The following is a 23239-nucleotide window of genomic DNA, read 5'->3' on the forward strand; positions in this document are numbered from 1 at the left end:
CTTGCCATGACCCGCTATATCGACGTCAACGACCTCAGCTACCTGGTCTCGCAAAAAGGCCTGCAGACCTGCATCACCGAGATGGCCGAGTACATCCGCGCCGACTACCTGCGCTGGCAGGATTTCGAGAAATGCGCACGCCTGGCCAACCATTCGCCGGACGGCGTGATCGAGTTGATGCCGGTGTCGGACGCCTCGCTGTACGCCTTCAAGTACGTCAACGGCCACCCGAAAAACACCTTGGCCGGCATGCTCACCGTAATGGCCTTCGGCGCCCTGGGCGATGTGGACACCGGCGAACCGGTGCTGCTGGCAGAAATGACCCTGACCACCGCGATCCGCACCGCCGCCACCTCGGCCCTGGTCGCCCGTTACCTGGCCCGTGACAACAGCCGCAGCATGGCGTTGATCGGCAATGGCTCGCAAAGTGAATTCCAAGCGCTGGCCTTCCACGCCATGCTCGGCATCAATGAGATCCGCCTGTTCGATATCGACGCCAAGGCCACCGCCAAGCTGGCCGCCAACCTCAAGGCCTTCCCGGCCATCAAGGTGATCCTGGCCGGTAGCGTGGCCGAGGCGGTCAAGGGCGCCGATATCGTCACCACCGTCACGGCCGACAAGGCCTACGCCACCATCCTCACCGACGAGATGATCGAACCCGGCATGCACCTTAACGCCGTGGGCGGCGACTGCCCGGGCAAGACCGAGCTGGACCGACGTATCGTCGAACGCGCCCGGGTGATCGTCGAGTACGAACCGCAAAGCCGCATCGAAGGTGAAATCCAGCACATGCCGGAAGACTCGCCGGTGACCGAATTGTGGCAAGTCATCAATGGCCAGCAGCCCGGCCGCGAGAACGCACGCCAGGTCACCCTGTTCGACTCGGTGGGGTTTGCCATCGAAGATTACTCGGCCCTGCGCTATGTGCTGGACGTGGCCAAAGCGCTGGACGTGGGCAGCACCCTGGAGCTGGTGCCGGCGCTGGCCGATCCGAAAGATTTGTTCGCACGCCTGGCCCAACAGCCCCGCGCACAGCACAAAAAGCGCGCCTGAGACCGCTCTGGCCTGCCCCTTTGCGACCAGGGCCGGCCAGAATTCAACCGACAAAAAGCCGATTCAGCACGTGCAGCAGCCGATTCCGCTGCATTGCACGGTTTAACAGCGCAATTCGCGCTTTATGCACGGGGTAAACGACACAAAAAACGCACCATCATGAAGCATTCTCTGTGCCCAGCGATTCAATGCCCTGACATCAATTACAACATATAGGGACAACCCATGACTCCACTGCGATCACTCTTCGCCGCGTTGCTGTTGCCACTCTGCGCCAGCACCGCTCACGCCCAGGATTGGAAAGAAATCCGCTTCGGCGTATTCCCCGAATACCCACCCTTCGAATCCGTGGCCGCCGACGGCAGCCTGCAAGGCTTCGATATCGAGCTGGGCAACGCGATCTGCGCCAAGCTTGAGGTCAAGTGCACCTGGGTGCACAACGAATTCGACGGCATGATCCCGGCCCTGCGGGCACGCAAGTTCGACGCGATCATGTCGTCCATGGCCGTGACCCCGGCGCGGGAAAAAGTCATCGACTTCAGCGACCGCCTGTTCCTCAGCCCGACCTCGGTGATCACCCGCAAGAGCGCTGACTTCGGTGACACGCCGGAATCGTTGAAAGGCAAACAAGTGGGCGTGCTGCAAGGCTCGCTGCAAGAAGCCTACGCCCGTGCCCACCTGGCCAAGCTGGGGGCGCAGATCAAGGCGTACCAGTCCCAGGAGCAAAACTACGCCGACCTGCAAAACGGCCGCCTCGACGCCACCCTGACCGACAAGCTCGAAGCCCAGCTCAACTTCCTGTCCAAGCCTGAAGGCGCCGACTACAAGACCGGCCCCGCCTTCAAGGACCCGACCTTGCCCCTGGACATTGCCATGGGCCTGCGCAAGAACGACCAGGCATTGCGCGCGCTGATCAACAAGGGCATCGCCGCCGTGCAGGCCGATGGCACCTACGCGCAGATCCAGAAGAAGTACTTCGGCGATCAAGACATCTACAACGAGTGATCCCAACGCCTCACCCCTGTAGGAGCCGGCTTTTGTGGCGAGGGCGCTTGCTCCCGCTGGGGTGCGAAGCAGCCCCAAAAAAGCCGGCTCCAGCTGCGCTGTCGAGCGGGAGCAAGCTCCCTCGCCACAGCAAGCCGGCTCCTACAAAGGTCGTCTGCGTCCTTGAGAGATACCCACCATGAACGAACTCCTCAACTTGCAAGGCTACGGCCCGATGCTCGCCCACGGTGCCTGGATGACGCTCAAGCTGGCGTTCCTCGCGCTGGCCCTGAGCCTTGCCCTGGGCCTGATCGCCGCGGGTGCCAAGCTGTCCAGCGTGAAATGGCTTCGGGTGCCGGCCACCCTGTACACCACGCTGATCCGCAGCGTGCCAGACCTGGTGCTGATCCTGCTGATTTTCTACAGCCTGCAATTGTGGCTCAACGACCTGAGCGAAACGTTCGGCTGGGACTACTTTGAAATCGACCCTTTCACCGCTGGCGTCGTGACCCTGGGCTTTATCTACGGCGCGTATTTCACCGAGAACTTCCGTGGGGCGATCCTCAGTGTACCCGCCGGCCAGCTGGAAGCCGCCACCGCCTATGGCCTGAGCCGCTGGCAGCGTTTTCACCTGGTGCTGTTCCCGCAGTTGATGCGCTTCGCCCTACCGGGCCTGGGCAATAACTGGCTGGTGCTGCTCAAGTCCACGGCGCTGGTGTCGATCATCGGCCTGTCGGACCTGGTCAAGGCGGCGCAGAACGCCGGCAAGAGCACCAATGAACCGCTGTATTTCCTGATACTTGCGGGCCTGGTGTACCTGGTGATCACCACCCTCTCCAATCGCATTTTCAAGCGCCTGGAGCGGCGCTACAACCTGGGCATCAAGGGGATGGCGCGATGATCGAACTGTTCCAGCAATACGGCCTGGCTTACTTGTTCAGCGATGGCGCAGGGTTGTCAGGCGTTGCCATGACCTTGTGGCTGTTCATTGTTTCGGTGGTCCTGGGGTTCTGCCTGTCGATCCCCTTGGCCTTGGCCCGCGTCTCGCCGCACTTCTGGCTGCGCTGGCCGGTGGAGGTCTACACCTACCTGTTTCGCGGCACGCCGCTGTATATCCAATTGCTGATCTGCTACACCGGGCTGTACAGCCTGGAACTGGTGCAGGACAACGTCCTGCTCAACCAGTTTTTCCGCAATGCACTGAACTGCACACTGCTGGCCTTTGTGCTGAACACCTGCGCCTACACCGTGGAGATCTTTGCCGGAGCGATCCGCAATATCCCCCACGGCGAAATCGAAGCGGCGCGCGCTTATGGCCTGCACGGCTGGCGCCTGAACCTGTTTGTGGTGGTACCGGCCGCGCTGCGCCGTGCGTTGCCGGCCTACAGCAACGAAATGATCCTGATGCTGCACGCCACTTCACTGGCGTTTACCGCCACCGTCGCCGACATCCTCAAGGTGGCCCGCGATGCGAATGCCGAGACGTTCCTGACGTTCCAGGCCTTCGGTATCGCCGCCCTGCTGTACATGCTGCTGTCCTTTGCACTGGTGGGCCTGTTTCGACTGGCCGAACGTCGCTGGATGCGTTTTCTTGTTCCTACCCGAGGCTAACCCATGAATCAGTCCGCGCAGGCCCTGGCCGCTTATCCCGTCGACCTCCCCGTTGCCACACCCGCCACCGCAGCGATCAAGCTGCAAGTCGAGGGCATCCACAAACGCTACGGCGAGCACGAGGTGCTCAAGGGCGTGTCGCTGAACGCACGCCAAGGCGATGTGATCAGCCTGATCGGCGCCAGCGGTTCCGGCAAAAGCACGATGCTGCGCTGCATCAACTTTCTTGAACAACCCGATGCCGGGGTGATCACCCTGGACGGCATCAGCATTGAAATGCAGCAAGGCCGCGCCGGGACCCGCGCGCCGCATCAGGCCCAACTGCAGAACCTGCGCACGCGCCTGGCCATGGTGTTCCAGCATTTCAACCTGTGGAGCCACATGACTGTGCTGGAAAACATCACCATGGCCCCGCGCCGGGTGTTGGGCGTGAGCGCCGTCGAGGCGGAACAACGCGCGCGCCTGTACCTCGACAAGGTGGGTTTGCCCGGCCGCGTGGCGGACCAATACCCGGCGTTCCTGTCGGGGGGCCAACAGCAGCGGGTGGCGATTGCCCGCGCCCTGGCAATGGAGCCGGAGATCATCCTGTTCGATGAACCGACGTCAGCGCTGGACCCAGAACTTGTAGGAGAAGTTCTCAAAGTCATACAGACGTTGGCCGAGGAAGGTCGTACCATGCTGATGGTCACCCACGAGATGGGCTTTGCCCGCCAGGTGTCCAGCCAAGTGCTGTTCCTGCATCAGGGCCGGGTCGAGGAACAAGGCAACGCCGCGATCCTCGACCACCCCGGCAGCGAGCGCTTGCAGCAATTTCTTTCCAACCGTTTGAAGTGAACTCATGGATACCAAGGCCAACGGACCCCACTCCTCCCCTGCGCTGGATCGCATCGATGAAGCGATCATCGACGTGCTGCGCCATCAGGGGCGTATCACCTACGAAAAGCTCTCGTCGCTGGTGCACCTGACCCCCAGGCCGTGCCTGGAACGGGTGCGCAAACTGGAGCGGCGCGGGGTGATTCGCGGGTATGGCGCGATCATCGACGTGCAGATGGTCTCGCCCGGGTTGTCGCTATTGGTGTTGGTGGCCTTGTCCAACCAGAGCGGGCGCTCGGCGCAAAAAGCCTTCGAGGCGTGCGTCAAGGCCTGCCCGCAGGTGTTCGAGTGCCAGTTGATCAGCGGGCCGTTCGACTACAGCCTGCGCATGCGCTGCCGCGACATGGAGCACTACCGGGTGCTGACGGAGACCTGGTTGAACAATGACGAATTGCACATTGACAAGTTGGTGGCGCATCCGGAGCTGGCGGTGGTCAAGAACACTGCCACCGAGCTGACCTGAAACCCATCCTCCAAAACAATGGAGATCCCACATTTCTAACCGTGCCCACTTGCGATTTTTTTGCCAGGCTTGGCGCCAATCAACGTGGCCTGGCCATCTTTCTGCTTGCCCATCCGCGCCTCGGTGATCAACCCCGGGATCAACTTGCCCTCCGGCAAATTCTTCCAGAACCGGCTGGGCAAATGCCCTTCCATGACCTTGGGGTTCAAGCGCGCCGGGTTGAAGATGTGGCTGTAGTAGGTCAGCCACATGTCACTGTGGGGGTCCTCGATGTTCTGCGCCAATTGCTGCCAGGCTTCGGGGCACTTGCGCTGGTGAATCATCTGTTCGCCGTCGTAATACACCCCGTCCAGCGGCGTGGCGATCATCCAGCGGTGGCGCCCCATGCGCCCGACAAAATGCTGGCTGGCAGACTTGAGGATGTCGTGCGCCGGCTCATGCCATGCCACGTATTCCGGTAACTCAGGGCCCGCCTCGGCTGGCAGCGCGACAAACCGTACAAACGCATGCAAGTGGTGCGCTTCGCGACTCACCTGCTTGATACGCCGCTGCAATTCACTGCCCAGCTTGTCACCGGCCAACATCGCAGTGCGGTCGCCATGGCTGACGCGCCACAGCACTTCATACAACAGGCTCCAGCGCTGGTCGCCATGGTAGCAGGCGGCGGACTCCAGCAACTCCAGCAGTGCCTTGGGCACCCGCGTCTGGAACGGCCCGAGCCCGGCGGGGATGGGCTCATCAGTGGCAAACAGGTCCGCCGCCTGCACTTCCCCCCAACTGACCTGGCTGGGGTCCACCTGATGGCTGAGCAGCCAGCGCGCCTGGTCGCGCCAGGTGCTGAACAGGTTGTCGCATTCCAGGCTGATCATCCCCACAACCCCATTTGCTGCGGCTGCGGACGGTCGCGCAGTTGTTCGCGCAGCAGCACGCTGGTGCTGTCGGCCTGTTGCGGGTGGTAGTCGCTGGTGATGAAAAACGGCTTGGCCTTGGCCAATACACAGCGCATGCGGGCCAGGTCTTCGAAGCGGATCTTGCGTTCGCGGCGCAGGTCGACCAGGCGCTGGGTGGTGCGCAGGCCAATGCCTGGAATACGGGCGATCAAGGTGGGCTCGGCACGGTTCAGGTCCAGCGGGAAGACTTCACGGTGTTCCAGCGCCCAGGCCAGCTTGGGGTCGATGTCCAGGGCCAGGTGGCCGGGGCCTTCGAACAGTTCATTGGCACTGAACCCGTAGCTGCGCAGCAGGAAATCGGCCTGGTACAAACGGTGCTCGCGCATCAGTGGCGGCGCGGCCAGGGGCACGCTTTTGGGGCTGTTGGGGATGGGACTGAACGCCGAGTAATACACCCGGCGCAACTTGAAGTTGCCGTACAGCGCCTCGGCACCGTGGAGGATGGTGCTGTCGTCGGTGTCGTCGGCACCCACGATCAATTGGGTGCTCTGCCCGGCCGGGGCAAACCGCGGGGCGCGTGGTTCGTTGCGCACCGTTTGCTCGCCGGTGTAGATGGTCTGCATGGCCTGCTTGATCGACACGATCTTTTTTTCCGGCGCCAGGGTCTGCAGGCTGGCCTCGGTGGGCAACTCGATGTTCACGCTCAGGCGGTCGGCATAACGCCCCGCTTCGGCGATCAGTGCCGGGTCGGCGTCAGGAATGGTCTTGAGGTGGATGTAGCCACGAAAGTCGTGCTCTTCGCGCAACAGTTTCGCGACGCGCACCAGTTGTTCCATGGTGTAGTCGGACGAGCGGATGATGCCGGAACTGAGAAACAGCCCGCTGACGCAATTGCGCCGGTAGAAATCCAGGGTCAGGGTGACCACCTCCTCCGGGCTGAAGCGTGCACGGGGCACGTCGCTGGAGCGGCGGTTGACGCAGTATTGGCAGTCGTAGAGACAGAAGTTGGTGAGCAGCACCTTGAGCAGCGAGACGCAGCGCCCGTCGGGCGTGTAGCTGTGGCAGATGCCCATGCCATCGGTGGAACCCAGCCCCGCCTTGCCCTCGGAACTGCGCTTGGGCGCACCACTGCTGGCGCACGAAGCGTCGTACTTGGCGGCGTCGGCAAGGATGCTGAGTTTTTCGATCAATTGCATGAAGGGCTACCGATACTGGTTTTTTGTACAGTATCAGCGAGCACCCACAAATGCCAGCCTGGAACGACGACCTGTAGGAGCCCGGCTTGCCGGCGACGATTCGACAAGCCGGGCGCCTACAAGGGGTTAGGTAATAGCAACCAAATATCAGCTGGCCGTAGCGAGCAGCAGATCCTGCACCGAGCGCCCCTTGCCACGGCTGCGGTCGTGCTCGAACAGCGACGCGGCGATCTCATCCGCGCGGATCGGCAGCACCGACAGCAAGGTGTCGCTCAGGCCGTGGCTGGCCTGGCTGAAGCCCTGGATGTAGATGCCCGCCTTGCAGCGCTCGTCGGTGACGATGCGGTAGTCGCGCGCCACTTCGAAGTCGCCCATGTAGGCTTCCAGCGGCGCCAGCAGTTCGCGGTGCATCTGGCGCTCGTAACCGGTGGCCAGCACCACGGCGTCGTAGTGGCTCACGCTGGTTTCGCCGGTGGCGTTGTTGCGCAGGGCCAGTTCGATGCCCAGCGGGCCGGCGCTGGCTTTCTCGACCACGGTCATGGTGCGGAAGGCCTGGCGGGCAATGCCGGAAACTTTCTGGCGATAGAAAATGCCATAGATGCGCTCGATCAGGTCCAGGTCCACCACCGAATAGTTGGTGTTCTGGTACTCGGCGACCAGGCGCTCACGCTCGGCACCCACCTGCTGGAACACCAGGTCGGTAAAGGCCGGCGAGAACACTTCATTGACGAATGGGCTGTCATCGGCCGGCTTGAGCGCCGAACCGCGCAGGATCATGTCGACCTGCACCGACGGGAAGCTGTCATTCAGGTCGATAAAGGCCTCGGCCGCGCTCTGGCCGCCGCCGATGATCGCGATGCGCATCGCCTTGCCGTCGACACACGGCTGGGTGGCCATGCGTGCCAGGTATTGGGAGTGGTGGAACACTCGGCCGTCATCCTTGAGGGCCTTGAAGGCTTCGGGAATGCGCGGCGTGCCCCCGGCGCTGACCACCACCGAGCGGGTGGTGCGCACATGCTGTTCGCCCAGGGCATCGCGGGAAATCACGCGCAAGGCTTCCACCTGTTGCTGGTGCAGGATCGGCTCGATGGCCAGCACTTCCTCGCCATAGCGGGCCTGGTCCTGGAACTGCCCGGCAACCCAGCGCAGGTAGTCGTTGTACTCCATGCGGCAGGGGTAGAAGGTGCCCAGGTTGATGAAGTCCACCAGGCGGTCGTGGGCCTTGAGGTAGTTGACGAAGGAATAAGGGCTGGTGGGGTTGCGCAGGGTGACCAGGTCCTTGAGGAACGAGATCTGCAATTCGCTCTGGGTCACCAGGGTATTGCCGTGCCAGCGGTAGTCGGCCTGCTTGTCGAGAAACAGCACGTCCAGTTTGCCCTGGGCCTTTTCACGCTCCTGCAGGGCGATGGCCAGCGCCAGGTTCGAAGGGCCGAAACCGATACCGATCAGGTCGTGAACCGCGGGCGAAGCAATTGCCTGTGTCATTCCAGTGTCCTCTGGATAAGCCCCTTGGCGATTGGGGCGGGAATACCTTCAAGGCCTGAACAACAGGCCGTGTGTTGATAGGAAACGAGGACAGTGAAATAAAATTTAACTAACTCGCCGATCAGTGCGCTTCCCACTCGCGCATGCGCACTCGGCAGTGCTTCATGGCGTTGACGATGTGTTTTTCCACGAGGCTGCGGGAAATGCACAGGCGTTCAGCGATCTGTAGGTGGGACAGGCCGTCGAGCTTGCGCAACAGGAAGCTGTCGCGACAGACCGCAGGCAACTCGGCCAGGGCGCGTTCAAGCATCTCCAGACGCTGGCCCTGGTCGTGGCTGGTGTGGGGCGAGCAAGCGGCGAAGCGCTCTTCGCTGTCGAGCACGTCCAGGGGTTCAGCCTGGCGCAGGGCGTTGCGCCGATGGCCGTCGATCACCAGGTTGAGTGCGGTGCGGTACAGAAACGCGCGGGGCTGCTCGATCGGCGTGTCACTGGAGCGCTCGAGCACCCGGACATAAGCGTCATGCACCACATCCTCGGCGACCTGACGGTTGCCCAGCTTGGCGTTGAGGAAACACACCAGCTCGCGATAGTAGTTTTCCAACATGACTCCCGGCCGCCCGGTGGAGACGGCATCAGATCCTTGAGTGCTAAAGAAGACAGCCCATCGATGATGGCAGTTTGAGTGTGTGCAATTTATAGTAATTCTCATCTACTTTTAAAGAAGTCTCACACCCACACGCGATTTTTTTTACTGAAAAGACCTGTAACTGCTTGTGTAACAGCCTAAATCCCCACGCTTTTCCATCGTTTAACTGTCAGCTCTGCGCAACTGCGCCCCGAACTTCCATTGCTGGAACCTAAGCATGAAACGCCCTCGACCTGCCCGACGCGCCCTGCTTGTTGTGGCGTGCCTGATCCCCATCATTGCGGTTGCCGCCTGGCAGGTGCTGCCGTCGGGCCGCGACAACCTGGTCACGGTCACCGTCACCCGCGGCAATATCGAAAACAGCGTGACCGCCCTGGGCACCCTGCAACCGCGTCGATACGTGGACGTAGGCGCCCAGGCGTCCGGGCAGATCCAGAAGATCCACGTCGAGGCCGGCGACCAGGTCAAGGAAGGCCAACTGCTGGTGGAGATCGACCCGTCCACGCAAAAGGCCAAGCTTGACGCCAGCCGCTACGCCATCGAGAACCTCAAGGCCCAGTTGCAGGAACAGAAGGCCCAGCACGAACTGGCGCGCCAGAAGTACCAGCGCCAGCAACGCCTGGCCGCCGGCAACGCCACCCGCGAAGAAGACGTGCAGACCGCCAAGGCCGAACTGAGTGCCACCCAGGCGCGGGTCGACATGTTCCAGGCGCAGATCCGCCAGGCCCAGGCCAGCCTGCGCAGTGACGAAGCCGAACTGGGCTACACACGGATTTTCGCGCCCATGGCCGGCACCGTGGTCGCGGTGGACGCGCGGGTCGGCCAGACCCTCAACGCCCAGCAGCAGACCCCCTTGATCCTGCGCATCGCCAAGCTGTCGCCGATGACCGTGTGGGCCGAGGTCTCCGAAGCCGACATCGGCCACGTCAAGCCCGGCATGAGCGCCTATTTCACCACCCTCGCCGGTGGCAGCCGGCGCTGGACCAGCACCGTGCGCCAGATCCTGCCGATCCCGCCCAAGCCGCTCAACGAGACCAGCCAAGGCAGCGGCAGCCCGAGCAGTTCGAGCAAAAGCGGCAGCGGCCGCGTGGTGCTGTACACCGTGCTGCTGGACGTGGACAACGCCGACAATGCACTGATGGCCGAAATGACCACCCAGGTGTTTTTCGTCGCCAGCCAAGTCAAGGACGCCCTCACGGTGCCGGTTGCCGCCCTGCAAGGCATGCCCACTGGCGACAAGCAAATCGCCCGGGTCGTGGCGAAAAACGGCGCCATCGAAGACCGCGAAGTTCACCTGGGCATCAGCGACCGCCTGCGGGTGCAGGTGCTGGGCGGCCTGAACGAAGGCGATCACCTGCTGATCGGCCCGGCCGACGGCAGCGGGGGTTGACTTGACCACGCCCCTGATCGAACTCAAGCACATCCGCAAATCCTACGGCGGCGGCGACAGCCCGCAGGTCGATGTATTGCGCGGCATCGACCTGTCGATCCACGCCGGGGAGTTCGTTGCCATCGTCGGTGCTTCCGGCTCCGGCAAGTCCACCTTGATGAATATCCTCGGTTGCCTCGACCGGCCCACCGAAGGCGAGTACCTGTTCGCCGGCGAAAACGTCGCCCACCTCGACACCGACGCCCTGGCCTGGCTGCGCCGCGAAGCCTTCGGATTTGTGTTCCAGGGGTATCACCTGATCCCCTCCGGTTCCGCCCAGGAAAACGTCGAAATGCCCGCGATCTATGCCGGCATCAGCGCCACCGAACGCCATGCCCGTGCCAGCGCCCTGCTCACTCGCCTGGGGCTGGCCGAGCGCACCGGCAACCGCCCGCACCAGCTTTCCGGTGGCCAGCAGCAACGGGTATCGATTGCCCGGGCATTGATGAACGGCGGGCATATCATCCTCGCGGACGAACCCACCGGCGCCCTCGACAGCCACAGTGGCGCCGAAGTCATGACCTTGCTCGACGAACTGGCGAGCCAGGGCCACGTGGTCATCCTGATCACCCACGACCGCGATGTGGCCGCGCGGGCCAATCGCATCATCGAGATCCGCGACGGCCTGATCATCAGCGACTCGGCCGATGACAGCAACGCCGCCCCTGCCCTCGCGGCGGGCGCCCTGCAAGCCGTGGACCTGCGCCAGCGCCTGGCCGACGGTGCCGAACACAACGGAGCCTGGAAAGCGGAACTGCTTGACGCGGTGCGCGCGGCCTGGCGGGTAATGTGGATCAACCGCTTCCGCACCGCCCTGACGTTGCTCGGCATCATCATCGGTGTCGCGTCGGTGGTGGTGATGCTGGCGGTGGGCGAAGGCAGCAAGCGCCAGGTGATGGCACAAATGGGCGCGTTCGGCTCCAACATCCTGTACGTCAGCGGCTCGTCGCCCAACCCGCGCACGCCGCTGGGCATCATCACCCCGCAGGACGTGGCGGCCCTGGCCACGCTGCCGCAGGTCAAGCGGATCATGCCGGTCAACGGCGCCGAGGCCGGTGTGCGCTTCGGCAATATCGACTACATGGCGTACGTCGGCGGCAACGACACCAACTTCCCGACTATTTTCAACTGGCCCGTGGTGGAAGGCAGCTACTTCACCGAAGCCGACGAGCGCAACGCCGCCACCGTGGCGGTCATCGGCGCGCGGGTACGCGACAAACTGTTCAAGGGGCTGGTCAACCCCATCGGCCAATACATCCTGATCGAGAACGTGCCCTTCCAGGTGATCGGCGTGCTGCAGGAAAAGGGTTCCAGCTCCGGCAACAAAGACAGCGACGACCGCATCGCCATCCCCTACTCCGCCGCGAGCATCCGCCTGTTCGGTAGCTACAACCCGGAGTACGTGGTGATTGCCGCCGCCGACGCCAGCCGGGTACACGACGCCGAACAGGCCATCGACCAGTTGCTCAAGCGCTTGCACCACGGCAAGGACGACTACCACCTGACCAACAACGCCGCGATGATCCAGGCCGAGGCGCGCACCCAGAACACCCTGTCGCTGATGCTCGGTTCGATCGCCGCCATCTCCCTGTTGGTGGGCGGGATCGGCGTGATGAACATCATGCTGATGACCGTGCGCGAACGTACCCGTGAAATCGGTATCCGCATGGCCACTGGGGCGCGCCAGCGCGACATCCTGCGCCAGTTTCTCACTGAGGCAGTGATGCTTTCGGTGGTCGGCGGCCTGTTCGGCATCGCCCTGGCGCTGCTGGTGGGCGGCGTGCTGGTACTGGCCGAAGTGGCGGTGCAGTTTTCCCTGGTGGCGGTACTGGGCGCGTTTGGCTGTGCGCTGGTCACCGGTGTCGTATTCGGCTTCATGCCGGCCCGTAAAGCTGCCCGGCTCGATCCGGTTAAGGCGTTGACCAGTGAATAAACGATCCATCGCACCGCCCCTGTCCGTGCTCAGCCTGTGCCTGTTGCTCAACGCCTGCACCGGCAACCCGCCCGCCGTCGACAGCGGTATCGCACCGCCCGCCACCTGGCAATACGCCGAACGGGATGCCGCCCAGGCGCTCAACCGCCGCTGGTGGACGCAATTTGGCAGCGCGTCACTCAACCGCCTGATCGACCAGGCCCGCCACGACAGTTACGACGTGGCCGCCGCCATGGCCCGGGTGCGCCAGGCCCAGGCCAGCGCCGTGATCGCCGGTGCGCCGCTGTTGCCCGAGGTGAAGCTCAACCTCTCCGCCAGCCGTGAGAAACTGCTGCGCGGCAGCGGCAGTTCGGCCCTGGACGCCACCGAAAGCAACAACACCGTCGACAGCTTCGGCGCCAACCTCACCGCCAGTTACGAGGTGGACTTCTGGGGCGGACGCGCCGCCGCACGGGACAGCGCCCTGCAAAGCCTGCGGGCCAGTGAATTCGACCAGGCCACCGTGGAGCTGACCCTGCTCAGCAACGTCGCCGACCGCTACGCGCAAACCCTGGCCGCACGCCAGCGCCAACAGATCGCCGAGCTGAACCTGGCGAATGCGCGCAACGTGCTGGACCTGGTACAAACCCGCTACACCGCCGGCTCCGCCACCGCCCTGGAACTGGCCCAGCAGAAAAGCCTGGTCGCCAGCCAGCAACGGCAACTGCCGCTGATCCAGCAAGTGGCGGAAGAATCCCGGATCACCCTCGCTGCCCTCCTCGGCCAGCCGGTGCAGGCCCTGGACCTGGGCAACGAAGGGTTCCAGGCGCTCAACTGGCCGTCTATCGGCGCGGGCGTGCCGAGCCAATTGCTGAGCCGCCGCCCCGACCTGGCCCAGGCCGAAGCGCAATTGGCGGCCGCCCGTGCCGACGTCACCGTGGCCCGGGCGGCCATGTTGCCCACGGTCACCCTGGGCGCCACCGTGGGGTCGGGGTCGTACAAGGCCGAAGACATCCTGCGCAGCCCGTTCTACAACCTGACCTCAGGGCTGGTGGCACCGATCTTCAACCATGGGCGTTTAAGTGCTGAACGCGACAAGGCCAGCGCCCGCCAGGATGAGCTGCTGCAGACCTATCGCGGGGCAATCATCAACGGCTTTGCCGACGTCGAAAAAGCCCTGAGCAGCATCACGCGCCTGGACCAGCAGCGTCAGTGGCAAGCCGAGGAACTGGAGCAGGCCCAGACCGCCTTCCAGATCGCCGAAAGCCGCTACCAGGCGGGGGCCGAGGACTTGCTGACGGTGCTGGAAACCCAGCGCACCCTGTACGCCGCGCAGGATTTGAACGTGCAGCTGCGACTGTCGCGACTGCAGGCCAGCATTGCCTTGTACAAAGCATTGGGCGGCGGCTGGAAAACCGAAATCTGATAAACAAAAGTCTGGCTTCCTACTGAAGTCGTTTTATCAACCTACATTATTCAACCTGGGGTCCTTGGTAAAAAAGCCGCTCTCACACGGCAGCCCAGGACCTTTTGATGAAACCCAGTGTTCGCGTGACTCGCCTGGCCTGGTGGTTGATCGGGCTCATCGCCGCCCCGTCCCTGGCCGAGCCGCTGATCCCACCCACCGCCATTGACTGGCTGCTGGACTGTCCGCTGCCCGCCGTTGCCCGGCTGGACCCGGAAGTGCTGGAACGCACGCAATGCGGCGTGGTGAGCGTACCCCGCGACCACGCAGCCCCTGCGCGCGGCCGCATACGCCTGGTGCTGACCCGTGTCGGCGCCCGCCAGCCGTTGAACCGCGAGGGCGTCGTGTTCGCCCAGTCCGGCGAACCGCACCATGGCAAAAACACGCCTTTCGCCCTCCAGCTCGCCAGCCGCTGGGAGTCCTACGCCACACCGGCTTACCGCGCACTGACCAACCTTTACGACGTGATCGAACTCACCCCGCGTGATTTGCGCCAGGCCCAAGGCGTCGAGCAAGCGGCGTTGGACATGGAGTTTGTGCGCACACAATTGGGCGAGGCACGCCTCAACTTTGTCGGCAATGCTGACGCCACCCGGCTCGGCAGCCGCTATGGCGCGCTGTTTCCGGAGCGTGTTGCGCGCATGGTGCTGGTCAATGCCAGCCACGGTGACCCCATCACATCGGGTATCGAGCACCTGTTGCTCAAGGCGCCGCCCGCCCCGAGCAAGCTCGCCAACGGCTGCGTCGAACGGTGGTTGGGCGACTTCCTGATGTATGGAAAACAACCGCCGCCTTCAGCACGTTGTGTCGACAGCGGCCAGTGGGAATGACACCCGCCATAACGCATTTGCGACCCCTTGCCACCGAAAACGACACCCTGCGTTGACCTGACGGCTCAACCGTTATTAAGTGCTATTTATCCGCATTAATACGATAAATCGAACCCATGCTAAGCCGCCCGCTGAAACGCAAACGCCAGAAGCTGTCCGATGTGATTGTCGAGTCGGTCAAGCGCTCCATCGTCACCGACGCCTTGAAGCCCGGTGACCGTTTGCCCACCGAACGTGAGTTGATGGAAAGCTTCCAGTGCTCCAAGGGTTCGGCACGCGAAGCGCTCAAGGCCCTGGAAGTCGAAGGCCTGGTAAGCACCCGCACCGGCCCCAGCGGCGGCGCGTACTTGAACCAGGCCGGCACCGAGCCGGCCAGCCGAGCGTTGCGCAATTACCTGCACTTCCAGCACCTGGACGGCGAGCAGGTGTACCAACTGCGCAAAGTCATCGAGGTGGAACTGGCGGTGTCGGTGCTCGGGCGCCTGAGCGAGGACGACTACCAGGCCCTGCAGGACAACGTGGATTTCTGCAGCGCCCCGGAAGACAGCGAAGCCGGCCAACGCGAACAACGCCTGGCGGAACTGGAGTTCCACAACCTGCTGGCCAAGGCCTGCCCCAACCCGCTGCTGAGTTTCATGGCGCAATTTCTCAACGACCTGCTGCGCGACCTGGTGGTGCTGAAAAAAGCCTACAAGCCCAAGCGCAAACAGTTCGATGCGGCCAACCTCGACTACCACAAGCAGTTGCTGATCGCCTTTCGCGCCGGGGACGAAAGCGCGGTGCGCAGCCTGATGCACGAACACATGTGCGATGCCGAACACCACATGACCGCCCTTGAAGGCGAGGTCAGCCCGCACTTTCTGCTGGAGTTTGATCACTCTTAAAAAAACACCACGGACCCAATGTGGGAGCTGGCTTGCCTGCGATGGCATCGACTCGGTGTAACTGGAGGACCGAGGTGTCTGCATCGCAGGCAAGCCAGCTCCCCCACAAGCCAGTTTCTACATTTCGACCCGGATCAAACCGTCAAACCGTTTCACCCCATCCAATAACAGGCCTGCCCACAGGCCCTTGCTCCACCGTATCGCCCTTGCCGCTCCTGCCAATAACTAAACCAGGGAGTCACCCCATGCAGCGTCGTACGTTATTGAAAGCCAGTCTTACCGCCGCCGCGGCCCTCAGCCTTCCGCTGAGCGTGCGGTCGGCATTCGCCGCCGAGCCTTTTACCTTCTACGGCCTCAAGTCCATGTCTGGCGCCTTTGCCAGCTATGGCAAGTTTGCCGACATGGGTTCACGCCTGGCGGTGGGCCAACACCCCGAAGTGCTCGGCCGCCCGTTGAACTACAAGGTCATCGACACCGAAGGCAACGCCGGCAAGGCGGTGCGCAAGGTGCAGGAAGCCATCCAGCAGGACGGCGCACGGTTCTTCCAGGGCTGCACCCTGTCGTCCTCGGCGCTGGCCGTGGCCAAGGAAGTGGACAAGGTCGGCGGTGTGTTCATGACCCCGGTGGGCGCCGATGAAGTCACCGGCAAGGATTGCAACCACGCGACCTTCCGCTGGTCGGTGCCCACCTACGGCGCGATCCGCGAAACCATGGTGCCGCTGATCAAGCTGCTGCCGGACGCCAAGCGCTGGTACACCATCACCCCGCAATACGTGTTCGGTGAAGCGCTGCTCGAAGGCGCCAAGAACGTGCTCAAGGAAAACGGCCTGGAGCACATCGGCAACAGCTACCACTCGCTGCAGGAACAGGAATTCTCCGGCTACCTGACCAACGCCATCGCCGCCAAACCCGATGTGCTGGTGCTGCTCAACTTCGGCAGCCAGTCGTCCAACACCCTGCGCCAGGCGGTGAACTTCGGCATCAAGGAACGCATGAAGGTGCTGCTGGTATGGTCCGCGGGCCTCGATCAATTCCAGGAACTGGGCAGCGATGTACTCGAAGGCGTGTACCTCGGCGCGCAGTACTGGCATCAGGTCGACACCCCGCTCAACCGCGAACTGGTCAAGCTGACCCAGGCCAAATACGGCATCAACCCCACCTACCCGCTGGCCGCTGACTACATCAGCACCAAGGTCATGCTCGACACCATCATTTCAACGGGCAGCTTCGACGGCCCCACCGTGGCCAAGGCCATGCAAGGCCTGAGCTTCGAAGGCCCGACCGGCAAGGAGTCGATCCGCGCCGGCGATCACCAGGTGATCAAGGACTACTACCTGCTCATCGGCAAAGCCGCCAGCGACATGGCCGACAAGGATGACCTGGCCAAGGTACTCAGCGCCGGCCAGTCGTTCCCGCCCGTGGAAGCCACCGGCTGCACGCTCGCCTGATCCCCTGAACATTGCACAGCAGGGCTGCGTGAGCAGCTTCCTGCCGAGGGTGCCTGCATGCTTAATCTTTACCTGTTCCAGATACTCAACGGCTTGGGGTTGGGAATGATCTATTTCCTGATCGCCGTCGGGCTGACCATCATTTTCGGCCTGCTCAACTTCGTCAACTTTGCCCACGGCGCGTTCTTCCTGCTGGGTGCCTACATCTGCTACACCGCCGTCAGCCTCACCGGCAACTTCTGGCTGGCGCTGCTGATCGCGCCGCTGGTGGTGGCCGCGTTGGCCTGGGTGATCGAGCGACTGTTGATCCAGCGCATCTATCACTTGCCGCACATGTTCCAGATCCTGGTGACCCTGGGGATCGCGCTGATCATCCAGGAAGCCAGCGTGATGATCTGGGGCCCGGTGGGCAAAAGCGTTGCGGTACCGCAATTGCTGCGCGGCGTGCTGGTGGTGGGCGACTTCGTGTACCCGCACTACCGCCTGTTCCTGATCGGTTTCTCCGGCCTGGTCGGCCTGGGCCTGTGGCTGCTGCTGGAACGTACGCGCTTCGGCGCCCTGGTGCGCGCCGGCAGTGAAAGCACTGAAACCGTGTCGTTGCTGGGCACCAATATCTTTCGTCTGTTCTCCATGACGTTCGCCCTCGGTGTTGCCCTGGCCGGCGTTGCGGGCGTGCTGTTCGCCCCGTTGCGCGGCGCCCAGCCCTTTGTCGGCCCGGAGATCCTGGGCGTGGCCTTCGTGGTGGTGGTGATCGGCGGCATGGGCTCGTTCAGCGGTGCGCTGGTCGGCGGGTTGCTGGTGGGCGTGGTGCAAAGCCTGATGACCACACTCTGGCCCCAGGGCGCGAGCCTGATGATCTACGGCGCGATGGCCGTGGTGATCCTGGTGCGTCCTTACGGCCTGTTCGGGAGAGCCTGACATGAGCGAGAAAAATCCCCTGCCGTTTGCCAAGACGCAATCGCGCGCGATGTTGCTGTGGGTGTTGGCGGTGCTGATTGGGCTGCCGTTGATCTTGCCTTCGGCGACCCTGGCCACCGAGATCCTGATCTTTGCCATGGCCGCCCTGGCCTGCAACCTGCTGCTGGGTTACACCGGGCTGTTGTCGTTCGGCCAAGGCATCTTCTTCGGCGCGGGCGCCTACTGCGCCGCGTTGCTGATGCTGCACCTGCAACTGGGGTTGTTCGCCGCCCTGCTCGGCGCCGCCGTGGCCGGTGGCTTCCTGGCCTTGCTGGTGGGTGCCCTGGCGATCCGGCGTACCGGCATCTACTTTGTGATGCTGACCCTGGCGTTCAGCCAGATGGCCTACTTCGTCGCCTACACCCTCAGCGACTGGACCGGTGGTGACAACGGCCTGCTCAGCGTGCCGCGCCCGGAGATCCGTGTCGGTGAAACGGTGCTGCTGTCGCTCGGCGACGCCCGCGCCTTCTACGCCTTTGTCGCGGTGCTGTTCCTGCTGATTTTCATCGGCGCGCGCCGGGTGATCGCCTCGCCGTTCGGCAGCACGCTGATGGCGATCCGTGAAAACGAAACCCGCGCCTCGGCCATCGGCTACGACACCCGCCACTTCAAGATCCTGGTGTTTGTGCTGTCCGGCGCCGTCACCGGGATTGCCGGCGCGCTGTACGCGATGCTGCTGCACTTTGTGCCGCTGTCGAACATCGACCTGGCGATGTCCGAGAACATCCTGATCATGACCATCGTCGGCGGCACCGGCTCATTGTTCGGTTCGCTGCTGGGCGCCGGCTCCATCGTGCTGCTCGGGGATTTCCTCTCCGACCTGTGGCCACGCTGGCTGATGCTGCTGGGGGTGATCCTGATCCTGGTGGTGATCTTCATGCGGGGTGGTTTGTGGGGCGGCCTCGCGTCGCTGTTCGAAAAGGTACGCGGCAGCCGCAAGGCCGCCGTTGTCGCCAAGGAGGAAGGGCTATGAGCATCCTGCTGGAAACCAAAGACCTGGAACTGGCCTATGGCGCCTTCCATGCGGTGAACGGTGTGAACCTCAAGGTCGAGGCCGGCACTATCCACACCATCATCGGGCCCAACGGCGCGGGCAAGACCAGCCTGTTCCACTGCCTGACCGGCGAACGCCAGGCCACGGCCGGGGCGATTCATTTCGACGGCAAGAACCTCATGCGCAAACCCGCCCATGGCCGCGTCGGCCTGGGCATGGCGCGCTCGTTCCAGCTCACCAGCCTGTTCCAGAACCTCAGCGTGCGCGAAAACCTGCGCCTGGCCGCCCAAGGCCGCGACGGTGCCCGCGCGCTGAACTTCTGGCGCCGTGTCGACAGCAAGCGCGAACACCTGGAGATGGCCGACCAAGTGCTGGAGCGCCTGCAACTCACCGCCCGCGCCGACACCCTGGCCGGCGAATTGTCCCACGGCCAGCAACGGGTGCTGGAGGTGGGCATGTCGATCTGCTCCAAGCCCAAACTGTTGATGCTGGATGAACCCACCTCGGGCATGGGCATCGACGACATCCCGATCATGACCCAACTGATCAGCGACCTCGGCCGCGACCACACGGTGCTGCTGATCGAACACAACATGAGCATTGTCATGTCCATCAGCCAACGCATCACGGTGATGAGCCACGGCCAGATCCTAGTGGAAGGCACGCCGGAATTCGTGCGCGCCGATGAACGTGTGCGCACTGCATACCTTGGGGAGGCTGCCTGATGCTGATCGTCGAAAACATTCATTCCTACTACGACAAGAGCCATGTGCTCGAAGGCGTGTCGCTGACCGTCAACCCCGGCGAACTGGTCACGCTGCTAGGGCGCAACGGCGCTGGCAAGACCACTACCTTGCGCAGCATCCTCGGCATCATCTGCCCGCGCCAGGGCCAGATCCATTTCAACGGCCAGGCATTGGTGGGGCAGAAGATCTTTGAAATCGCCCGCCAGGGCCTGGCGCTGGTGCCGGAAAATCGCGGGATTTTCCGCCTGCTCACCGTCGAAGAGAACCTGCGCATTGCTGCGCGCAAGACCAGCCGCTGGCAGCTTGAAGACGTGTACGCCATGTTCCCGCGCCTCAAGGAGCGGCGCAAAAATGCCGGCCACGCATTGTCGGGTGGCGAGCAGCAGATGCTCGCCATCGCCCGCGCCCTGCTCAACGATCCCAAGCTGCTGATCCTTGACGAGCCCACCGAAGGCCTGGCCCCGGTGATCGTCGACGAGTTGGTGAAAATCTTACGCAAGGTCAAGGACGATGGCCTGCCCGTGCTGCTGGTGGAACAGAACCTGATGGTCTGCGACAAGCTCGCCGACCGCCATTACGTGCTCGAACAAGGCCGCGTGGTGTACGAGGGCAGCGCCGCTGACTTCCGCGCCGACCCGAGCATCAAGAATCGCTATTTGGCCCTGAGTGCCTGACCGGAGAATGCAGATGAATAGTTTTGCGCAACCGCTCCAGAGCAACGCCCCGCTGATCAACCGCGACCGTTTGTGGCAATCGCTGATGGACCTGGCCCAGCTCGGTGCCACCGTCAAGGGCGGCGTGTGTCGCCTGGCCCTGACCGACCTCGACCGCCAGGCCCGCGACCTGTTCGTGCAATGGTGCGAGGCGGCTGGCTGCAGCGTCAGTGTCGACGCCATCGGCAATATCTTTGCGCGCCGTGCCGGGCGCAACCCCGCCCTGCCCCCGGTGATGACCGGCAGCCATATCGACACCCAACCCACCGGCGGCAAGTTCGACGGCTGCTACGGGGTGATGGCCGGGCTGGAAGTGATCCGCACCCTGAATGACCTGGGCATCGAAACCCAAGCGCCGATTGAAGTGGTGGTGTGGACCAACGAAGAAGGCTCGCGTTTTCCGCCCTGCATGATGGGCTCCGGGGTGTTTGCCGGTAAGTTCGACTTGCAGGACACCCTCGACAAAGTCGATGACCAGGGCCTGTCGGTGGGCGCCGAATTGCAGCGCATCGGCTATGCCGGCACCCGCGCCGTGCTTGGCCATCCGGTGGGTGCGTATTTCGAAGCACACATCGAACAAGGCCCGGTACTGGAAGACCAGGCTACCACCATCGGCGTGGTCATGGGCTGCCTGGGCCAGAAGTGGTTCGACCTGACCTTCACCGGTGTCGAAGCCCACGCAGGGCCGACGCCGATGCACCTGCGCAAGGACGCCCTGGTGGGCGCCGCCGAGGTGGTCAGTGCGGTCAACCGCATCGCGCACCAGCAACAACCCCATGCCTGCGGCACGGTCGGTTGCCTGAGCCTGCACCCGGGTTCGCGCAACGTGATTCCCGGCCAGGTGCAGATGACGATCGACCTGCGCCACCTGCACGCCGACAAGCTGCACGCCATGGTCGATGAGGTGCGCGGCGTGATCGAAGCCACCGCCCAGCGACACGGCTTGAGCTTTGAGCTGACGCCGACGGCCGACTTTCCACCGCTGGACTTCGCCCCGGCGTGTGTCAACGCTGTGCGCGAAGGCGCCCAGGCCCTGGGCTTGAGCCACATGGACATCGTCAGCGGCGCCGGGCACGACGCAATTTTCGTTGCCGAACTGGGCCCGGCCGGGATGATCTTTGTGCCGTGCGAAGGCGGCATCAGCCATAACGAAATCGAAAACGCCGCGCCGGACGACCTGGCGGCAGGCTGCGCGGTGCTGCTGCGCGCCATGGTCAACGCGGCCCAGGGGGATGTGGCATGAGTGAGATCGGCCAACTGACGGCGGTGCAACTGCTGGCGCATTTTCGCGACAAGACCTTGTCGCCGGTAGAAGTCACCGAAGATGCGCTGCTGCGCATCGAACGCTACAACCCGGTGGTGAATGCCTACTGCCATGTCGACCCGCAAGGCGCACTGAACGCCGCACGCGCCTCGGAACAACGCTGGCTCAAGGGCCAGCCGTGCGGCGCGCTGGACGGTGTACCCGCATCGATCAAGGACCTGACCCTGACGGTCGGCATGCCCACCCGCAAAGGCTCACGCACCTCATCCGCCGAAGGGCCGTGGGACGTGGACGCACCCTTTTCAGCCTTGATGCGCAAGGCCGGCGCCGTGCTGCTGGGCAAGACCACCACCCCGGAATTCGGCTGGAAGGGCGTCACCGACAACCCGCTGTATGGCATCACCCGCAACCCGTGGGACACCCGCACCACCGCCGGCGGTTCCTCGGGCGGTGCCGGCGCGGCGGCGGCCTTGAACCTTGGCGTGCTGCATCAGGGCAGCGATGCGGGCGGCTCGATCCGGATTCCCTGCGCGTTTACCGGCACCTTCGGCATCAAGCCGACCTTCGGTTATGTGCCGCAATGGCCGGCCAGTTCGATGACCATCCTGTCGCACCTGGGGCCGATGACCCGCACCGTGGAAGACACCGTGCTGATGCTGCAGACCGTCGCGCAACCTGATGCACGGGATGGCCTGATCGGTGCGCCCAGGACCACGCCCTGGCTCACCCCGGGCACGGACCTCAAAGGCTTGCGCGTGGCCTACAGCCCCGCGTTCGGCTACGTGAATGTCGACCCGCAGGTGGCCAGCGTCGTCGCCCAGGCCGTGCAGGGCCTGGTGCAACTGGGCGCGCACGTGGAAGAGATCGACCCGGGCTTCAGCGACCCGCTGGAGGTGTTCAACACCCTGTGGGCGGCCGGTGCCGCACGCCTCACCGGGCCCATGAGCGAGGCGCAGAAACAGCTGCTCGACCCTGGGCTACTGAGCATCGCGCAACAGGGCGAACACTTGAGCCTGGATGACTTCAACGCCGCCCTTGAAGCCCGCGCCGCTTTGGTGGCGCGCATGGCGGCGTTCCATGAGCACTACGACGTGCTGGTCTCGCCGATGATGCCGATCACTGCGTTCGAGGCCGGGCATAACGTACCGCCCGGTTCGGGCATGCAGGCCTGGATGGAATGGACGCCGTTCACCTACCCCTTCAACTTGACGCAACAACCGGCCGCCTCGGTGCCGTGCGGTTTGGCAGCGAATGGCCTGCCGGTGGGCTTGCACGTGGTCGGCGCGCGGTTTGCCGATGAGCAGGTGTTAAGGGTGTGCCAGGTATATGCAAAAGCATTCCCCACAAAGCACTTACAAGCCCCAATCACCAAAACACTGTAGACCCCGCCAACCAC

At 63.5% G+C, this 23239-nt stretch carries 22 protein-coding genes; 18 read left to right on the forward strand and 4 right to left on the reverse strand.

Going from position 1 to position 23239, the window contains the following annotated elements; genetic code table 11:
* Positions 1-6 precede the first annotated feature (6 nt).
* The 6 genes from M2394_RS27930 (at position 7) to M2394_RS27955 (ending at position 4984) form a co-directional block, all read left to right on the forward strand.
* Positions 7-1053 carry an ornithine cyclodeaminase gene (locus tag M2394_RS27930; RefSeq protein WP_259175381.1) on the forward strand — a complete coding sequence of 349 codons (1047 nt, stop codon included), beginning with the start codon at positions 7-9 and terminating at the stop codon, positions 1051-1053.
* Positions 1054-1278: 225 nt separating this feature from the next.
* Entirely contained in the window at positions 1279-2058 is a 780-nt protein-coding gene (locus M2394_RS27935) for an ABC transporter substrate-binding protein (protein ID WP_259175383.1), read from the forward strand.
* Between the two features lie 178 nt (positions 2059-2236).
* Entirely contained in the window at positions 2237-2938 is a 702-nt protein-coding gene (locus tag M2394_RS27940; protein ID WP_178924161.1) for an ABC transporter permease, read from the forward strand.
* Complete coding sequence (locus M2394_RS27945; protein WP_178924163.1) at positions 2935-3648, forward strand: ABC transporter permease; 714 nt, start codon at positions 2935-2937, stop codon at positions 3646-3648. Before M2394_RS27940 ends, M2394_RS27945 begins: the two co-directional genes overlap by 4 nt.
* A gap of 3 nt (positions 3649-3651) precedes the next feature.
* Positions 3652-4482 carry an ABC transporter ATP-binding protein gene (locus M2394_RS27950; RefSeq protein ID WP_259175384.1) on the forward strand — a complete coding sequence of 277 codons (831 nt, stop codon included), beginning with the start codon at positions 3652-3654 and terminating at the stop codon, positions 4480-4482.
* Positions 4483-4486: 4 nt separating this feature from the next.
* Entirely contained in the window at positions 4487-4984 is a 498-nt protein-coding gene (locus M2394_RS27955) for an Lrp/AsnC family transcriptional regulator (protein ID WP_071487193.1), read from the forward strand.
* Positions 4985-5019: 35 nt separating this feature from the next.
* Here M2394_RS27955 and M2394_RS27960 read toward each other — a convergent pair whose 3' ends face one another.
* The 4 genes from M2394_RS27960 to M2394_RS27975 form a co-directional block, all read right to left on the reverse strand.
* Entirely contained in the window at positions 5020-5853 is an 834-nt protein-coding gene (locus M2394_RS27960) for a TIGR03915 family putative DNA repair protein (protein WP_178924166.1), read from the reverse strand.
* Complete coding sequence (locus tag M2394_RS27965) at positions 5850-7070, reverse strand: putative DNA modification/repair radical SAM protein (RefSeq protein WP_176998942.1); 1221 nt, start codon at positions 7068-7070, stop codon at positions 5850-5852. Before M2394_RS27965 ends, M2394_RS27960 begins: the two co-directional genes overlap by 4 nt.
* A gap of 147 nt (positions 7071-7217) precedes the next feature.
* Positions 7218-8555 (reverse strand): lysine N(6)-hydroxylase/L-ornithine N(5)-oxygenase family protein, encoded by a 1338-nt coding sequence (locus tag M2394_RS27970; protein WP_178924169.1) that lies wholly within the window; start codon positions 8553-8555, stop codon positions 7218-7220.
* Positions 8556-8676: 121 nt separating this feature from the next.
* Positions 8677-9159, reverse strand: a complete 483-nt coding sequence (locus M2394_RS27975) for a sigma-70 family RNA polymerase sigma factor (RefSeq protein ID WP_178924171.1) — start codon at positions 9157-9159, stop codon at positions 8677-8679.
* Between the two features lie 259 nt (positions 9160-9418).
* Between M2394_RS27975 and M2394_RS27980 the strand changes: the two genes are divergently transcribed.
* The 12 genes from M2394_RS27980 (at position 9419) to M2394_RS28035 (ending at position 23225) form a co-directional block, all read left to right on the forward strand.
* Positions 9419-10591: an efflux RND transporter periplasmic adaptor subunit gene (locus M2394_RS27980; RefSeq protein ID WP_259175386.1), complete on the forward strand. Its 1173-nt coding sequence runs from the start codon at positions 9419-9421 to the stop codon at positions 10589-10591.
* A gap of 1 nt (position 10592) precedes the next feature.
* Positions 10593-12563 carry a MacB family efflux pump subunit gene (locus M2394_RS27985; RefSeq protein ID WP_178924175.1) on the forward strand — a complete coding sequence of 657 codons (1971 nt, stop codon included), beginning with the start codon at positions 10593-10595 and terminating at the stop codon, positions 12561-12563.
* Positions 12556-13968, forward strand: a complete 1413-nt coding sequence (locus M2394_RS27990; protein ID WP_259175388.1) for an efflux transporter outer membrane subunit — start codon at positions 12556-12558, stop codon at positions 13966-13968. Before M2394_RS27985 ends, M2394_RS27990 begins: the two co-directional genes overlap by 8 nt.
* Positions 13969-14075: 107 nt before the next feature.
* Entirely contained in the window at positions 14076-14837 is a 762-nt protein-coding gene (locus M2394_RS27995; protein ID WP_259175391.1) for an alpha/beta hydrolase, read from the forward strand.
* Positions 14838-14953: 116 nt separating this feature from the next.
* On the forward strand, positions 14954-15721 hold the full coding sequence (locus M2394_RS28000; protein ID WP_178924181.1) for a FadR/GntR family transcriptional regulator: 768 nt from the start codon (positions 14954-14956) through the stop codon (positions 15719-15721).
* Between the two features lie 245 nt (positions 15722-15966).
* Positions 15967-17169 (forward strand): ABC transporter substrate-binding protein, encoded by a 1203-nt coding sequence (locus M2394_RS28005; RefSeq protein ID WP_178924183.1) that lies wholly within the window; start codon positions 15967-15969, stop codon positions 17167-17169.
* Between the two features lie 57 nt (positions 17170-17226).
* A complete protein-coding gene (locus tag M2394_RS28010; RefSeq protein WP_176998951.1) occupies positions 17227-18087 on the forward strand; it encodes a branched-chain amino acid ABC transporter permease in 861 nt (286 codons plus the stop codon).
* Position 18088: 1 nt separating this feature from the next.
* Positions 18089-19099, forward strand: a complete 1011-nt coding sequence (locus M2394_RS28015) for a branched-chain amino acid ABC transporter permease (protein ID WP_178924185.1) — start codon at positions 18089-18091, stop codon at positions 19097-19099.
* Positions 19096-19845, forward strand: a complete 750-nt coding sequence (locus M2394_RS28020) for an ABC transporter ATP-binding protein (protein WP_010209301.1) — start codon at positions 19096-19098, stop codon at positions 19843-19845. Before M2394_RS28015 ends, M2394_RS28020 begins: the two co-directional genes overlap by 4 nt.
* Positions 19845-20540 carry an ABC transporter ATP-binding protein gene (locus tag M2394_RS28025; protein WP_105522648.1) on the forward strand — a complete coding sequence of 232 codons (696 nt, stop codon included), beginning with the start codon at positions 19845-19847 and terminating at the stop codon, positions 20538-20540. The genes M2394_RS28020 and M2394_RS28025 overlap by 1 nt, the downstream gene beginning before the upstream one ends.
* Positions 20541-20553: 13 nt before the next feature.
* Positions 20554-21822, forward strand: a complete 1269-nt coding sequence (locus M2394_RS28030; RefSeq protein WP_259175394.1) for a Zn-dependent hydrolase — start codon at positions 20554-20556, stop codon at positions 21820-21822.
* A complete protein-coding gene (locus M2394_RS28035) occupies positions 21819-23225 on the forward strand; it encodes an amidase (protein WP_259175395.1) in 1407 nt (468 codons plus the stop codon). Before M2394_RS28030 ends, M2394_RS28035 begins: the two co-directional genes overlap by 4 nt.
* Positions 23226-23239: the final 14 nt, after the last annotated feature.

It is taken from the genome of Pseudomonas sp. BIGb0164, from assembly GCF_024810135.1.
Taxonomy (GTDB): domain Bacteria; phylum Pseudomonadota; class Gammaproteobacteria; order Pseudomonadales; family Pseudomonadaceae; genus Aquipseudomonas.

Coding starts and splice junctions, on each gene's coding strand:
- M2394_RS27950 (WP_259175384.1), top strand. CDS start 3,652: ATGAATCAGTCCGCGCAGGCCCTGGCCGCTTATCCCGTCGACCTCCCC.
- M2394_RS28020 (WP_010209301.1), top strand. CDS start 19,096: ATGAGCATCCTGCTGGAAACCAAAGACCTGGAACTGGCCTATGGCGCC.
- M2394_RS27940 (WP_178924161.1), top strand. CDS start 2,237: ATGAACGAACTCCTCAACTTGCAAGGCTACGGCCCGATGCTCGCCCAC.
- M2394_RS27955 (WP_071487193.1), top strand. CDS start 4,487: ATGGATACCAAGGCCAACGGACCCCACTCCTCCCCTGCGCTGGATCGC.
- M2394_RS28000 (WP_178924181.1), top strand. CDS start 14,954: ATGCTAAGCCGCCCGCTGAAACGCAAACGCCAGAAGCTGTCCGATGTG.
- M2394_RS27935 (WP_259175383.1), top strand. CDS start 1,279: ATGACTCCACTGCGATCACTCTTCGCCGCGTTGCTGTTGCCACTCTGC.
- M2394_RS27980 (WP_259175386.1), top strand. CDS start 9,419: ATGAAACGCCCTCGACCTGCCCGACGCGCCCTGCTTGTTGTGGCGTGC.
- M2394_RS28030 (WP_259175394.1), top strand. CDS start 20,554: ATGAATAGTTTTGCGCAACCGCTCCAGAGCAACGCCCCGCTGATCAAC.
- M2394_RS28035 (WP_259175395.1), top strand. CDS start 21,819: ATGAGTGAGATCGGCCAACTGACGGCGGTGCAACTGCTGGCGCATTTT.
- M2394_RS27960 (WP_178924166.1), bottom strand. CDS start 5,853: ATGATCAGCCTGGAATGCGACAACCTGTTCAGCACCTGGCGCGACCAG.
- M2394_RS27965 (WP_176998942.1), bottom strand. CDS start 7,070: ATGCAATTGATCGAAAAACTCAGCATCCTTGCCGACGCCGCCAAGTAC.
- M2394_RS28005 (WP_178924183.1), top strand. CDS start 15,967: ATGCAGCGTCGTACGTTATTGAAAGCCAGTCTTACCGCCGCCGCGGCC.
- M2394_RS27975 (WP_178924171.1), bottom strand. CDS start 9,159: ATGTTGGAAAACTACTATCGCGAGCTGGTGTGTTTCCTCAACGCCAAG.
- M2394_RS27945 (WP_178924163.1), top strand. CDS start 2,935: ATGATCGAACTGTTCCAGCAATACGGCCTGGCTTACTTGTTCAGCGAT.
- M2394_RS28015 (WP_178924185.1), top strand. CDS start 18,089: ATGAGCGAGAAAAATCCCCTGCCGTTTGCCAAGACGCAATCGCGCGCG.
- M2394_RS28025 (WP_105522648.1), top strand. CDS start 19,845: ATGCTGATCGTCGAAAACATTCATTCCTACTACGACAAGAGCCATGTG.
- M2394_RS27995 (WP_259175391.1), top strand. CDS start 14,076: ATGAAACCCAGTGTTCGCGTGACTCGCCTGGCCTGGTGGTTGATCGGG.
- M2394_RS28010 (WP_176998951.1), top strand. CDS start 17,227: ATGCTTAATCTTTACCTGTTCCAGATACTCAACGGCTTGGGGTTGGGA.
- M2394_RS27930 (WP_259175381.1), top strand. CDS start 7: ATGACCCGCTATATCGACGTCAACGACCTCAGCTACCTGGTCTCGCAA.
- M2394_RS27970 (WP_178924169.1), bottom strand. CDS start 8,555: ATGACACAGGCAATTGCTTCGCCCGCGGTTCACGACCTGATCGGTATC.